Annotated in this window: 12 protein-coding genes; 1 reads left to right on the top strand and 11 read right to left on the bottom strand. The window is 72.4% G+C overall.

The annotated features are described in order from the left end of the window. Positions 1-15 precede the first annotated feature (15 nt). The 6 genes from IF12_RS0102075 to IF12_RS0102050 form a co-directional block, all read right to left on the bottom strand. Positions 16-1,512 carry an MFS transporter gene (locus IF12_RS0102075; protein ID WP_035748030.1) on the bottom strand — a complete coding sequence of 499 codons (1,497 nt, stop codon included), beginning with the start codon at positions 1,510-1,512 and terminating at the stop codon, positions 16-18. Further along, positions 1,499-2,188 (bottom strand): LppX_LprAFG lipoprotein, encoded by a 690-nt coding sequence (locus IF12_RS0102070; protein WP_030144607.1) that lies wholly within the window; start codon positions 2,186-2,188, stop codon positions 1,499-1,501. Before IF12_RS0102070 ends, IF12_RS0102075 begins: the two co-directional genes overlap by 14 nt. A gap of 114 nt (positions 2,189-2,302) precedes the next feature. Continuing rightward, entirely contained in the window at positions 2,303-3,331 is a 1,029-nt protein-coding gene (locus IF12_RS0102065; protein WP_035748028.1) for a glycoside hydrolase family 11 protein, read from the bottom strand. Positions 3,332-3,661: 330 nt separating this feature from the next. Beyond that, positions 3,662-4,705 carry an LCP family protein gene (locus IF12_RS0102060; RefSeq protein WP_030144605.1) on the bottom strand — a complete coding sequence of 348 codons (1,044 nt, stop codon included), beginning with the start codon at positions 4,703-4,705 and terminating at the stop codon, positions 3,662-3,664. Positions 4,706-4,796: 91 nt separating this feature from the next. Further along, complete coding sequence (locus IF12_RS0102055) at positions 4,797-5,366, bottom strand: hypothetical protein (RefSeq protein WP_051703850.1); 570 nt, start codon at positions 5,364-5,366, stop codon at positions 4,797-4,799. A gap of 34 nt (positions 5,367-5,400) precedes the next feature. Beyond that, complete coding sequence (locus IF12_RS0102050; RefSeq protein WP_051703849.1) at positions 5,401-6,780, bottom strand: polysaccharide biosynthesis tyrosine autokinase; 1,380 nt, start codon at positions 6,778-6,780, stop codon at positions 5,401-5,403. A gap of 162 nt (positions 6,781-6,942) precedes the next feature. On the opposite strand from IF12_RS0102050, the gene IF12_RS0102045 reads away from it, so the two are divergent. Further along, positions 6,943-7,815: an FkbM family methyltransferase gene (locus IF12_RS0102045; RefSeq protein ID WP_030144602.1), complete on the top strand. Its 873-nt coding sequence runs from the start codon at positions 6,943-6,945 to the stop codon at positions 7,813-7,815. Here IF12_RS0102045 and IF12_RS22535 read toward each other — a convergent pair. The 5 genes from IF12_RS22535 to IF12_RS0102020 all read right to left on the bottom strand — a co-directional run bounded on the left by IF12_RS22535 (position 7,708) and on the right by IF12_RS0102020 (position 13,250). Next, entirely contained in the window at positions 7,708-8,487 is a 780-nt protein-coding gene (locus IF12_RS22535) for a methyltransferase domain-containing protein (RefSeq protein ID WP_197034569.1), read from the bottom strand. The genes IF12_RS0102045 and IF12_RS22535 overlap by 108 nt on opposite strands. Beyond that, positions 8,484-9,560 carry a glycosyltransferase family 4 protein gene (locus IF12_RS0102035; RefSeq protein ID WP_051703848.1) on the bottom strand — a complete coding sequence of 359 codons (1,077 nt, stop codon included), beginning with the start codon at positions 9,558-9,560 and terminating at the stop codon, positions 8,484-8,486. The genes IF12_RS22535 and IF12_RS0102035 overlap by 4 nt, the downstream gene beginning before the upstream one ends. After that, positions 9,557-11,008, bottom strand: a complete 1,452-nt coding sequence (locus IF12_RS25975) for a hypothetical protein (protein ID WP_030144599.1) — start codon at positions 11,006-11,008, stop codon at positions 9,557-9,559. The genes IF12_RS0102035 and IF12_RS25975 overlap by 4 nt, the downstream gene beginning before the upstream one ends. 95 nt (positions 11,009-11,103) lie before the next feature. After that, positions 11,104-12,270, bottom strand: coding sequence for a glycosyltransferase family 4 protein (locus IF12_RS0102025; RefSeq protein ID WP_030144598.1), 1,167 nt, complete (start codon positions 12,268-12,270; stop codon positions 11,104-11,106). Beyond that, positions 12,267-13,250: a glycosyltransferase gene (locus tag IF12_RS0102020; protein WP_051703847.1), complete on the bottom strand. Its 984-nt coding sequence runs from the start codon at positions 13,248-13,250 to the stop codon at positions 12,267-12,269. Before IF12_RS0102020 ends, IF12_RS0102025 begins: the two co-directional genes overlap by 4 nt. Positions 13,251-13,282 lie beyond the last annotated feature (32 nt).

Raw genomic sequence — 13,282 nt, 5'->3', positions numbered from 1 at the left:
CCGGGCGCGCGGGCGTTACGAGGGGTTCGCGGTGCGGGCTGCGACACGCCCGGAGCGGACCCGGCCGGGCAGGAGGGCCGAGACCGCGGCGGCGGCCAGGCAGATCCAGGCGGCGGCGGTGAACACGTCGGCGTACTGCGCGGCGAGCGCTGCGTTGAGCGCCTCGAGGTAGACCTCCTGGCGTTCGAGATATTCGGTCTCGGAGAGGCCGAACGGCAGGGGCGTGTCGAGGTCGGCGGTGGCGGTCTGGAAGCGGTGGAGGCTCCAGGAGGTGAGGGCCGCGACGCCGACGAGCATCCCCATCATGCGGGCGACGACGACGGCGGCCGAGGCGGTGCCGTGGCTGTCCTCGGGGGTGGTGCGCAGGGCGGCCGAGGACAGCGGGGCGATCGTCGCCCCGAGCGCGGCCCCGGCGAGGGCGAGGCCGGGTTCGATGTCGGGGACCGTGCGGCCGATCCACGCGTAGGCCGCCGCGGCGGCGGCGAAGCCGAGGACGGCCGGGGCGCGTTCGCCCAGGCGGGAGGCGAGGGCCCCGCCGGCGAGGGCGCCGACCGGGAGGCCGATCAGGAACCACAGCAGCAGGAGGGCCCCGCCGGTCGAGTCGAGGCCGAGGAGGGTCTGGGCGAGCAGTTGCACGTCCACGAGCGTCACCATGAGGACCGCTCCGGCCGCGAGGCTCGCGATCAGGCCCGCGGCGAACGGGCGCCAGCGCACGCCGGCGGGTTCGAGGAGCCGCACCGGGGAGCGCCACTGGTGCAGGCCGAAGGCGACCAGGACCACCGCTCCGGCGATGAGCACGGGGGCGCCCCAGGAGGGCAGGACCGCGTGCTCGGGTTCGGGGTTGTAGAGCCCGACGGTGAACAGCCCCAAGGCGACCGCGAGGAGGAGGCCGCCGACGAAGTCGACGCGGGCGCCGGCGTCGCGCTTGCCGCCCGGCGGCAGCGCGTAGTGGATCGCGAGGGCGGCGACCAGGGCGAGGGGGAGGTTGAGCCAGAAGATGCCGCGCCAGCCGACGAGCGCGGCGACGCCCGCGCCGAACAGGGGCCCGAGGACGGCGCCGAGTTCCTGGGCGGCCCCGACCCAGCCGAGGACGACGGGGCGGCGGCGGGCCGAGAACAGGTCGGCGGCCAGGGCCATCGTCACCGGCAGGAGCGCACCGCCCGCGAGGCCCTGGAGGGCCCGGCCGGCGACCAGCGGCGCGAGTTCGGTGGACACCGCGGAGACGACCGAGCCGATCGCGAAGGCCGCGAGGCAGGCGTGGATGAGCGGTTTGCGCCCGAAGCGGTCCGAGAGGCGCCCGAGCAGCGGCATCCCGGCGGTGTAGCCGAGGAGGTAGCCGGTGACCAGGGGCGTGGCCCGCTCCAGGTGGTTGGCGGGGATGTTCAGGTCGCCGATCATGTCGACGAGCACGGTCACCAGGACGTAGGCGTCGATCGAGCCGATCAGGACGGCGGCGCCGGCGGCGCCGATCGCCACCCGGCGGCGCGGGCGGGCCGGGTCAGGGCGCTTCAATCGTCACCGGTTCGTCGTAGTCGGACAGGTGGATCGTCACCGTCGCGCCGTCGTGGGCGAACTCGGCCTTGAGCACGCGCGAGGTCTCCTGGTCGAACCAGACGGTGGCGGTGTTCCAGTCGCCTTCGGCGGGGATGAACCGGCCGAACACCTCGGGGTCGAACACGATCTCGTAGCGGTAGGCGTCGGTGCCGTCGACCTTCTCGGCGTCCTGCGGCTCGGCCGAGTCCACCGCTTCGAGCAGCGCGGCGATGCCCTGGTCGGGGGCGAGGAGGATCGTGGGGTTGTACGGGAGCATGTCGTCGCCGACGGGGATCTGCTGGAAGCCGCCGGTGAAGCCCTTGACGTAGGCGTCCTCGCCGACGATCACGTACTCGATCTCGACGGCCGCGCCGAAGACGGTGATCGTCCCGGTGCCCTCGGCGTCGCCGTCGGCGGTGACGACCCCGTCGGCGGCCTTCACCGACAGGCCGTCCACCGAGCCGTCCACGGCGAGGTCGAAGCGGACGCTCTGGACTTCGGCCATGGCCGCGGCCGCGTCGGGGATGACGTCGTCGGCCGGGGGCGCCTCGCCGCCGGAGCAGGCGGCGAGGAGGGCGAGGCCGCCGAGCGCGACGGCGCCGACGAGGCGGCGCGGGAACGTGCGGCCGCCGGAGGCGAGGGGAGCTGATCGCATGACCCGATCCTATGTCGCCTCGTCGAGACGCACGTGCGGTGCGGCGGCCGTGGGGGCCGCCGCACCGCGCGGGATCGATCGGATCCGGAGGAAGTGCCTTCTCGTAGAACGCCCTTAGCTACAGGAGACCGACGGCCAGTTCCAGTTCCCGTTGGCCATGACGGTGATGCCGAAGCTGTTGCCCGAGCCGTTGGGCGTGCAGACCATCTGCGTCGCGGTCGGCCAGGTGGCGTTGCAGCTCCAGTAGTTCTGGACGCGCGCCTCGCCCGGGAGGTTGAGGACGACCCTCCAGTCGCTCTTGCCCGAGACGTTGACGTTCAGGTTGTAGCGGTCGCCCCACTGCTGACCGGCCGACAGCGTCGCAGTGCAGGCCCCGCCGGGGTTGCCCGGGTTGCCGGGGTTTCCGGGGTTGCCAGGGTTCCCGGGGTCCGGGTTCCCGCCGCCGGTGGAGCCGAGCGTGATGTTGGAGTTGCCGCTGGACTGGTAGCCCTCGGTCGCCATCACCATGTAGTAGCTGAACGCGCCGAGGTTCATGCCCGCGTTCGCCCACGCGTCGAAGTGCACCCCGGTGTCGATCGTGCCGGAGCTGCGGTTGCCCTGGCGGACGCTCCAGTACTGCTGGAAGGTCCTGGTGCCCTCCACCGACGGGGCGTTGGTCCGCGTGGACTCGCCCAGCCAGTAGGTGCCGCCGCCGGTGTTGAGCGTGCCGCGGCTCTGCGCGCCGCTGCTGGGGTTGTAGGGGCCGTGCGATTCGACGATGTAGTACTCGACCAGCGGGTTGGAGGTCCAGCCGTAGAGGGCGAGGTAGCCGTTGCTCCCGTGGTTGACCGAGCCGCTGTAGTTGATCGTCCGGCGTCCGCCGTTCGCCCAGCCCTTGCCGCCGACCCAGTTGTTGACGTTGTTCCACTGGGAGCTGTAGTTGCCTCCCGAGCCGAGGGTCATCGAGGCCGCGCCCTGGGTGTCGGTCCAGAACGAGTAGTAGTAGCCGTCGTGGGTGCCCTCCTGGTTGGTGGTGATGGTCTGCTGGGCGTTGGCGGTGCCGGGCGTGAGCAGTCCCGCTCCGGTGAAGATCAGAGCCCCGGCGCCGCCGAGCAGCATGCTCCGGCGACTGAACGGGCCCATGGACGAGTTGTCCTCGGACATCCTTCCTCCTTCTGAGGGGGTGCGGCCGGCCCGCACGGCGATGACGTGCCGACGAACCGGATCGACAAGCATCGATATTTGTCGATGACATTATGGTGGACCGGCCTGATCGGACTGTCAAGAACTTCCGGAAAACTTTCGGAACTTTCTCTCTCCACTTGAGTATGACAATTGGGACAAATCCGCTGATGACAGCTCTGTCGAGCCGACATACCGCAAAAATCGCCAACCGTCACCACCGTGCTGAACGGACGGCGCAGCACCGATCACCGAAACTTTCGGAAGTTTTCAGGCCCTCCAGGCAGGACACCCCCAGAGGAGTCGGCGCGGTCAGCCGCCGGCGACCCATTGGGGGTACCGGGCCGTCCACTCCTCGAGCGCGTCCTCGGCGATGGCCTCCCACAGGGCGTCGGCCGCGGCCCGCTCCTCGCCCTCGTGGATGCGCACGATCGACAGCGGCGCGCCCTCCCACGTGATCTCCTCCGGAGAGGACGGCACGTCGATCGCGACCGTCTCGCGGGGGTCGACCCCGCGCATCGCGACCAGGAGGTCGGCCGGGTCGATCTCGCCGAGGTCGGCGGTGAGGTTGCCGCTGAAGCCCTCGAGCAGCGCCATGGCCTTTCCGGTGTCGGTGAGGTGGCCCTGCTTCCCGGCCTCGGCGAGGATCGAGCCGACCGCCTGCTGCTGCATCTTGATGCGGCCGTAGTCGCCGCCGCGGCCCTCGGCCCAGTCCGAGTCCCGGTCCCACTGCTTGCGTTCGCGGACCAGGAAGAGCGCGTCGTCCTTGCCGTAGTAGGCGCAGCCCTCCGGGTAGACCCGGTCGCCCGAGGCGATCTCGTGCCAGAGGCAGAGCTCGATCTCGCCGACCACGTCGACCAGGTCGATGAAGCCCTCGAAGTTCGCGGTGGCCGCGCCGTGGAATCGCAGCCCGCTGAGGTCGTAGAGCGTCTCGTTGAGGTTGTTCAGGGCGTGGCCGCGGTCGCCGACGGTGCCGGCGTGGTTGAGCTTGAACTCGCAGGGGCCGCCGCCCCATCCGCAGTCGGGGATCGCCACCCACAGGTCGCGGGGGATCGAGACGAGGTAGACCTTGTCCAGGTCGGCGTCGACGTGCGCCATCATGACCGTGTCGGTGCGCCGCAGGCCGTCGACGTGGTCGACCCCCAAGATCAGGAAGTCGAGCGGGCCGGAGAGCCGCACCGGGTCCTCGACCTCGGCGCGGTGCCCGCCGAGGAGGTCCTCGCGCTGGAGCGCCCCGTTCGCGGTGTGGATCGCGTACTGGCCGGCGGCCGCGAGGCCCCCGGCGACGACGAAGGCCAGGGCCCCGACGTACAGCATCGTGTACGCCCACCACGGGGCTCGGCCCTTTCGCGCCATCGGATCTCCAATGCCCCCGGTGAGTGAACCACGGTATGTATAGCACCGCGGAGGGCCTTTCACGTCGGGTTGACGCGAACGCGAACCGGTCTCAGCGTTCGCCGGCGAAGGCCCGTTCGACCGTGAGGAGCCGCAGCACCGCCGTCACCGCCGAGTCGACCTCGGCTGCGCACCGCTCGATCGACCTGCGGCCATTGCCGGGGTCGGCCACGTCGTCCTCGCCGTCGAGGCCGGCGACCTGGCCGCGCCGCGCCATCGCCTCCGCCATGATCGACCGCGCCCGGGACCGGACCTCGGTCGCGGCGGCGCCCGGCCCGGTCCGCGGCGGCAGGCGGGCGAACTCGTTGAGCGTGAACGTGCGCCGCAGGGCCCCCGGGGAGGCGGCGATGACGCGGTCGCGTTCGAGGCGGGTCGCGGCGAGCACCAGGTCGGCCTGCTCCACGAGCGCCGGGGTCAGTCGCCGGGAGGCGAACGCACCGGCGTCGGCGCCCCGGCGTAGCAGGTACCGGGCCACCCTCGGCGGCATCCCGAGGCCGGGCACGGCCTCGGTGCCCGCGCTCGAGACGGCGAACCGGTCCGAAGGGCACTCGGGCAGGTGCTCGATCCAGAGGCGGCTCAACCGCTCGGCGAGCACCGAGCGGCACAGGTTCGCGCTGCACACGTAGAGGAGGCCGAACGGCCGGGAGTCGATCGCGCTAACGGGTCCTCGCCTCCGCCATCAGCGTCCGGTCCGCTTTCGGGCTGCCGTAGCCGTACGACTTGTGCTTCGACGGCGCGGCGAAGTTGAGCACGGCCCCGATGACCGGCGCCTTGACGTTGCCGAGCAGTTCGAGCGACTCCTTCAACTGCTCGCGGCGGGTCCGCCCCTTCCGCACCACCAGGAGCACCCCGTCGCAGGAGGCCGCCGTGGCGGCCGCGTCGGCGACCCGCAGGAGCGGGGGCCCGTCGATCACCACGACGTCGTAGAAGGACCGCAGTTCGTCGAGGAGCTCGCGCATCTGCCGCGAGCCGAGCAGCTCGCTGGGATTGGGCGGGGTCGAACCGCTCGACAGGACGGTGAGGAGGTCGGTCCCCCACGGCTGCACCGCCGCCTCCAGCGAGGTCGTGTCCACCAGGACGTCGGTCAGTCCGGCGCCGTTCGGCAGGCCGAGGAAGCTCGCGGCCCTGGGCTTTCGCAGGTCGGCGTCGATGAGCATGACCCGCTTGCCGGTCTCGGCGATCGAGATCGCGAGGTTGCAGGAGGTGGTGGTCTTGCCCTCGTTGCCGAGCGCCCCCGAAACGAGGATCACCTTGTGCGGCCGGTCGACGTCGACGAACTGGAGGTTGGTGCGGATCCGGCGGACCTCCTCGGCGCGGACGCCGTGCGGGTCGTGCACGATGAGCGGGGCCTTCGCGAGTTTGCGGTCGGCGGCGACGGTGCCGAGCGTCGGCACCCCGGAGTGCTCCTGCAACTCCTCGGCGGACTTGACGGTGGTGTCGAGCGCGCGCCGGGCCACGGCGAGCCCGATCCCGGCCAGCAGGCCCAGGGCCGCGGCCAAGGCGAGGTTCCGCACCGGTTTGGGGGTCACGGGGGCCGTGGCGAGTTCGGGCTCGTTCACGACCGTGACCTTGACCGCCGCCTGCTTCGCGTCCGAGGAGTTCTCCAGGGTCGGGACCACGGCCGCGAAGTGCTCGCCGATGGACCGGGCGATCCGCCGGGCCTCCGCAGGGGAGGCGTCGGTGACCGTGGCGTTGAGCAGCGAGGTGTCGGGGACGACGCTCGTGGTCACCTTGGTCGCGAGTTCCTCGGGGGTGAGGTCGAGCGCGAGGTCCTCGATGACGCCGCCCATCACGCTGCGGGTGCGCAGCAGCTCGGCGTAGGACCGGACCTTCTGCTCGGAGAGCAGGCCGCCCTGGTAGGCCGAGGCTACGTCGCCCGGGTCGGTCCAGGCGGAGATGAAGAACGTGACGCTGGAGGTGTACTGCGGCGTCTGCTTCCAGGTGAGGAGGCCGGCGGTGGCGAGGGCGATGGCGACGGCGGCCGTGATCAGCAGCCAGCGCTCGCGTAGCAGGCGTACGCCCGTTCGCAACTCCACTTCGGAAACCCCCTGATGGATCGGTCGATATTGGTACGGTAATTGCTTCTTGTCCAAAAGGTCGCCGATCGGCTACAGGAGAGCGATGCGCGAGTCCGCTGCCACGCATCGCGATCGCGGCGCCAGCCGCCTGGTTCCGCAATCCCAACCTCGCGAGGTCTCATGAGCGTGTTCGGGAAGGTCCGGGGCGTGCTCGGGTTCGTGTGGAACCATCCGGCGAACCGCGACCGGCGCCTGGCCGCGATCGGCCGGGCGGTCGGCTTCCAGGTTCGCGCCCGCCTGGGCGGCCCGGTCCTCACCCCGATCGGCGAACGCGGGCGCATGTGGGCCGAACTGCACGTCACGGCCGCTTCGAAGGTGCGCTACGCGAATCCCCCGGACTGGAACGAGATGCGGGCTTGGCGGCAACTGCTGCGGCCCGGCGACCTGTTCGTCGACGTGGGCAGCAACGTCGGGGCCTATGCGCTGTGGGCCGGGGACCTCGGTGCGACCGTGATCGCCGTCGAGCCCTCGGCTGAGGCGGCGGCGCGGCTGCGGCGCAACGTCGCGCTCAACGACTTCCCGGTCTCGGTGCTCCAGTGCGGGCTGGCCGACCGCCGCGGCCGGATGCGTCTGACCAGCGATCGGGACACGATGAACCACCTGTCGCGGGACGGGTCGGGTGAGGAGATCGCGGTCGAGACGCTCGACGACGTGCTCGCCGACCGGTACGCGGCCGGGGTGAAGATCGATGTGGAGGGGGCCGAGCGGCTCGTCCTGGAGGGCGCCCGGCGGGCGCTGAGCGAGGGGCGGATCGGCGTGCTCCAGTTGGAGTGGAACTCGATGAGCCGCGGCCTGCTGGACGAGTCCCGGGCGCCGGTGGCCGAGTTGCTCCGCGGGTACGGGTACACGTTCGCGCGGCCCGACTCGGGCGGGCGGCTGCACGCCCTAGTCCCGCCCGAGGAGTCGGCCGCGGACCTCTTCGCGGTCGCCCCGGGGCTGCTCGGTCGCGGTGCGGCGCTCGTAGATGAGGAAGTCGGCGAAGGCGTCCGATGAGTGCCCGCCGTGGGGGCCGCGGGGATGGTCGATGCGCTCGACCAGGCGCCACTGCGGGAAGCGCTCGGCGACGTCCCGGACCACCGGGCGGTGGCGGACGTGCGGCGCGAAGGTCCCCGTCAGCGAGGGGTCGTCGGCGTCGCTGGTGAACAGGGCGACCTGGCGCCGGGCGGCGGCGAAGACGTGCCGGAGGTGCAGCTCGTAGACGCGGTCTTCGACGAGGTGGTAGATCACGTCGAGTGAGACGGCGAGGTCGGCGGTGACCAGGCCCGCGCGGTCGGTGAAGCACTCGGGGTCGTAGAGCGCGAAGCTCTTCGACGGGTCGTCGGCGAACTTGGCGATGGTTCGGCGCAGCGTCGTGGGCGAGACGTCGAGTCCCAGGTACCGCGGGTAGTCGGCGAGGTCGAGCTGGGCCCCGTCGCCGCAGCCGAACTCGATGACGGACGTGAGGCCCCGGTCGGCGACGAGGCCGTTGAGGACCGCCGCCTTGAATCGGGCCTGCTCCCCGTACGAGCCCGCCCCGGAGTTCCCGCCCCGCGCGTAGCGCCGTTCCCAGTACCGCGCCGAGCCGGGGAACCGGCGGCCGCGGACGGTTCTGGCCGTCCGGGTGAGCGCCGGTCCCACCACCGGGAGGGCCGCCAACTGGTGTCGGAGCGTTCGGTCCGCGTTCACTGTGTTCCTCCGAAGGTGTCATCGCCGAGCAGGGTCCGCACGAGGTGCCCGGCGTAGTGGCCGGGGTCGAATCGTTCTCGCGCCCAAGCGGTCGCGGCGGCCGCCATCCGCGTTCGCAGCCGGTCGTCGTGCAGCAGCGTCGCGATGGCCGAGCCGAGCGCCCGCGGCGACTCGTCGACCGGGGCCAGGCCGGTGAGTCCGTGCTGGAACGCGTCGTGGCTGCCGCCGTAGGCGGGGGCGATGACCGGTGTGCCCGCGAGCTGCGCTTCGAGGAGGGCCAGGCCGAAGCCCTCGCCGCTCGCGCCCGTCCCGGATCGGGTGCGGGTGGCGAGGACGAACAGGTCGGCCCGGGCGAGCCGTGCGGCGAGTTCGCGCTCGGTGAGGTTCGGCGCGAGCGTGGCCCACGGTCGCGCCGCCAGCGCGTCGCGCAGTTCCGGAGGGACCTGGCCGGTGCCGCAGACGGTGAGCCGGATCCTCGGGTCGCCGAGGCGTTCGACCGCTTCGAGGAGGGTCGGCAGTCCTTTGCGCTTCCAGTCGGCGAGGCGGAAGGCGGTGACCAGTTCGAAGCGGTCGGCGCTGTCGCGTTCGGGCCGTGAGGCGTCGACGAGGGTCCGGTACCAGTCGGCGGCGATGCCCGGGTGCAGCACGCCCGCCCGGCAGACCGGCGCCAGGGCTCCGGCGGTGAAGCTGCTTCCGGCGACGACGTGCACGTCGGGGCGTCGCATGATCCGGTTCGCCCGCCGCCGCTGGTCCGACCAGGTCTCGTGCCCGTGGAGGATCACGGTGGTCCCGTCGTAGCGGGGCTGGCGCGCCGCCGCGTAGACGACGGGCAGCAGGTTGCGGTGGGCCAGGACGAGCCGGGTGGGGGCGCGGCTCGATCGGATCGCCTGGCGGGCCCGGCCGAGGAACCGGATCTTGGCGGTCGTCCCTCCGGGGAGGCCCGGTTCGCGCAGGTCCATTCGCCGGTAGTCGATCCCGACGGCTCGCAGCGAGGCCTCGATGCCGGACGCGTAGCGCTCGATGCCGCCGCCGAGGCCGCGGGAGGGGGCGAGCAGCAGGACGGTGCGGTTCACGGGCGCTCCTCGGCGGTGGTCGGCCGGCACATCAGGCGGGCACCGGCGACGGCGACGAGGAGGCCGCCGGGGACGCCGATGATGAGCAGGCTGATGTCGATCTCGGATTTGACGACGACGGGCAGGAAGACGAGCGCGAAGCACAGCGCCCGCGGGTCGGATTCGGGTCGGATCAGGGCGTCGAAGAGCCGGCACGCCGCGCCGAGCAGGGCCGTTCCGACCGCGACCGTCCACAGTCCGCCGTGCCGGTACAGGTCGCCGAGTCCGGTGATCGCCGTGGAGGTGTAGGTCGTGGACGGGATGCCGTAGTACTCCTGGCTGAACTCGTAGCCGTTGGCGAAGATCGGCTTCTCGGGCCAGACCGCGCGCGGCACGAGCCCGACCACGGGCGCGGCCGCGAACTCCCATGGGCTGCGGTGCGGGATGGTCTCGGGCGTCATCTGGGTGATGATCGCGATGCTGTCGATCTCGCGGATGCGCCGGAGCATGGCGTCGGCGGACTCCCCCACCGCCTCGACCGGTGACTTGGCGGTCAGCGTCTCGGTGAGGATCCGCGGTGCGGCGGCGGCCGCTTCGGCGACCGTCATGTTCGCGGTGTCGCCGCGCACCGCTTGGCGGTACGCGGAGTTGAACGGGACGGCGATCCACAGGAACAGGATCGCTCCGGTCAGGAGCACTCGGAGGGGCATCCTGCCGCGCAGCGCGCCGTAGGGGATGAGGACCGCGGCCAGTGCGAGCAGGAGCGCGCCTTTGCTGCCGGCGAGGGCGCCCAGGGCGACTTCTGCGGCGAGCAGCGCGCACAGGGTGGCCCGGCCGCCCCGGATCGCGGGGTGGAACGCCCGGTAGGCGGCCGCCGCGATGCCGAAGAGCGCGAAGGTGGAGACCAGGTGCAGCAGTTGGCTGTAGGCGTTCGCGGAGCTGACGAGGGCGCTCGGGTCGCCGACGTACCCGAATCCGCCGGTGAGGAGTGCGCCGGCGACGCGGGCGCCGGCGCCGACCGCGTAGAAGCACCACGGGAGGAGGCCGCCGCGGACGGTGGTGCCGGTGCCGCGCAGCGCGAATGCGAGGCCCCGCCGCGCCGCGTCTCGGAGCGCGCGCGGCGGGCCGAGCACGTACCCGAGCGTCCAGGCGGCCACGGCCAGTGCGAGGACGCCCAGGCCCGTCACGACGCTGGCCGGCATGATGCGGGTGGCCGAACCGGTCTGAGGCCCGAGCCAGGTCAGGGAGGCCAGGCCGAAGGCGAGGGCGGTCCACAGCAGGTACCAGGGGCCGAGGCGCCAGCGGCCGATGCCGTTCTCGTTGCCGGGGAGGGCGGTGACGACCCGCAGCGCGGCGAACGCGAGCAGGGTGACCGCGATCGTCCTGAGCACCAGTTCCTCGCGGACGCTCAGCGGCCAGAACCCGCCCGGCAGCATCGCCGCGACCGCGCCGGCCGCGAGCGCCAGCACGGTCAGGACAGTGGTCGGAGGCAGCGTCGGGCGCGGTGTCGGAGGCAGTGTCAAAGGTGGAGTCGCGTGCGGTGGTGCGGCATCGTGGGTGAGCGTCATCGGCGGCTCCGCGCGACGGCGAGGAGGGCGTCGGCGGCGGTGGCCGCGAATCCCTCCGGGCCGAGGCCGGCGACGCTCGTCCGCGCTTCGTGCGCCAATCGCGACCGCAGTGCCCGGTCGCGCATGAGCCGGGTCAGGCACCTGGTGAGGGCGGCGACGTCGCCGACGGGGTACACCAGGCCGGACCGTTCGTGTTCGAGGGCGTCCCCACTCCCCCAGACCCCGGTGGCCGAGCTGACGACCACCGCGGCGCCGGAGGCCATGGCCTCGATCGCGACGAGGCCGCGGGGCTCGACGTGTGAGGGCATGACCATGATGTCGATGTCGGCGAACAGGGTCGGGAGCTCGTCGGTGTTCCGGAAACCGAGGAACCGGACCCGCTCGCCCAGACCGTGGGCGTCCGCCAGCGCCTCGAGTTCGGGCCGCAGCGGGCCGTCGCCGATGAGCCGCAGTTCCCACGGTTCGTCGCGCGGCAGCCTCGCGGCGGCGACGATCAGGTCCGCGGTCCCCTTGACGGGGATGAACTTGCCGGCGAAGCCGATGACGAGCGGCGAGCCGTCGCGGGCCTCGGTCCGCGCGGCGGCGAACCGGTCGACGTCGGCGGGCAGCACGCCCGGGTGGACGCGGTGGGGGGCCATGCCGTGGGCGAGGTAGAACTCGCGGTTGAGGGCGCCGGTGGCGACGGCGCCCGAGGCGGCCCGGAACAGGCAGCGCAGTATCAGGGTCCGCAGGTGCCGGTGGCGGTTCGCGACCGGACTCAGTGGATTGGTGTCGCCGTAGTACAGCAGCGGCGTCCGGGTCCGTGAGGCGTGGAGGACCGCCAGGCGCGTCGCCGGGTTCGCCCAGCCGAAGCACAGTACGGCTTCCGGCCGGTCGCGGCCGAGGCGGCGCAGCATCGCCGCGCCGCGATGCCAGCTAGGCGCCGGTCGGCGGGGCGACCACCAGTCGTATCCCCCGTGCAGGTCGGTGTCCCAGCGGACGCGGCGCGCGAATCCCGGGTCGTAGGCGCCGTCGGCGGCGTGGTCCCAGTAGTAGACGCGGATGCGGAGCCTCCGGTCGGCCGCCAGCGCCCGGAACGCGGGCGCGAAGTACTGCGCCGGATGGTCGAGGACGAGGGCGACGCGCACCGGCCCGCCGGTCCGGCTGCGGAGGGCCATGGTCATGCCAGGCGCTCCAGGAGTTGCGGGAGCCGCTGCTCGTAGGTGTGCTCGGCGTGGGCGCGGCGGCTGGCCGCGTCGCCGATGCGCCGGGTCAGGTCGGGGTCGTCGAGCAGTCGCTTGGCTTGCAGCGTCAGCTCGTCGAAGTCGGTGAACGGCACCACTTCGGAGTCGAGGTCGAACAGGTCGCCGAGGACGGCGCGCCGTTCGCACAGCACGGCAGCGCCGGAGCCGGCGGCCTCGAACAGGCGGGCGTTGAGGCCGTGCATCTCGGCGGGGTGGAGGTTGTTCAGCACCGCGGCCGCTTCCCGGAAGACCTTCGCCTTGTCCTGGGCGAACACCGGGTGTCCGGTGTGCGATCGGGGCGGCAGGAGGTCCCGGACCCGCTTCGGCGGCGGTGCGCCGTAGACGACGAGGGGGACGCCCGCGTCGTGGAGGCGTCGCAGGAGCACCGCGCGGCTCGGGTAGCAGTTGCCGACCACGGCGATGACGCGCCTGGACCCGGGTTCGCCGATCGGGCGGTGCGAGCGCGGGTTGCATCCTTGCGGCAGGTACCAGACGGGCAGGTCGAGCGTGTCCCGCAGTCGTGCGACGAGCAGCGGGTCCTTGAAGAAGATCGCCGAGTACGGCGCCATGAGCATGGCCTGGCGGCCGAGGTTCGAGACGGCGTCGGGGAACCACAGGGCCACGGGGGTGCCGTTCCTGCGCAGTGCGGCGACGGTGCCCGGTGCCAGGCCGCCGAAGGTGTTGATGACGGCGTCGCATTCGGATTCGGCCGCGGCGCGGACCACGCTCCGCTGGAGGCGCTCCTCAAGTGAGTCGACCGCCGAGGCCGCGAGTGCCGTGGCCCGGTTCGCGAGTCGGCTCCGGAACTGCGGCTGGCCGAGCCCGAGATAGGTCACCCGGTGCCCCAGGCGGGTCAGGCCGTCGCCGATGTTGGCCTGGAACGTGTCGGGTCCCCGGCGGCCGATCAATCCGATGTGCACGATGTGCTCCTCACGCAGCGTCTGTGTTCCCG

Source organism: Glycomyces sp. NRRL B-16210 (genome assembly GCF_000719515.1).
In the GTDB taxonomy this organism is placed as follows: domain Bacteria; phylum Actinomycetota; class Actinomycetes; order Mycobacteriales; family Micromonosporaceae; genus Glycomyces.
This window is presented reverse-complemented; position numbering and strand designations above follow the sequence as displayed.

What these genes read in the sequence shown, in the direction of transcription:
- IF12_RS0102025 (WP_030144598.1), bottom strand. Translation starts at nt 12,270, where the DNA reads ATGACCATGGCCCTCCGCAGCCGGACCGGCGGGCCGGTGCGCGTCGCC.
- IF12_RS0102070 (WP_030144607.1), bottom strand. Translation starts at nt 2,188, where the DNA reads ATGCGATCAGCTCCCCTCGCCTCCGGCGGCCGCACGTTCCCGCGCCGC.
- IF12_RS0102045 (WP_030144602.1), top strand. Translation starts at nt 6,943, where the DNA reads ATGAGCGTGTTCGGGAAGGTCCGGGGCGTGCTCGGGTTCGTGTGGAAC.
- IF12_RS0102065 (WP_035748028.1), bottom strand. Translation starts at nt 3,331, where the DNA reads ATGTCCGAGGACAACTCGTCCATGGGCCCGTTCAGTCGCCGGAGCATG.
- IF12_RS0102060 (WP_030144605.1), bottom strand. Translation starts at nt 4,705, where the DNA reads ATGGCGCGAAAGGGCCGAGCCCCGTGGTGGGCGTACACGATGCTGTAC.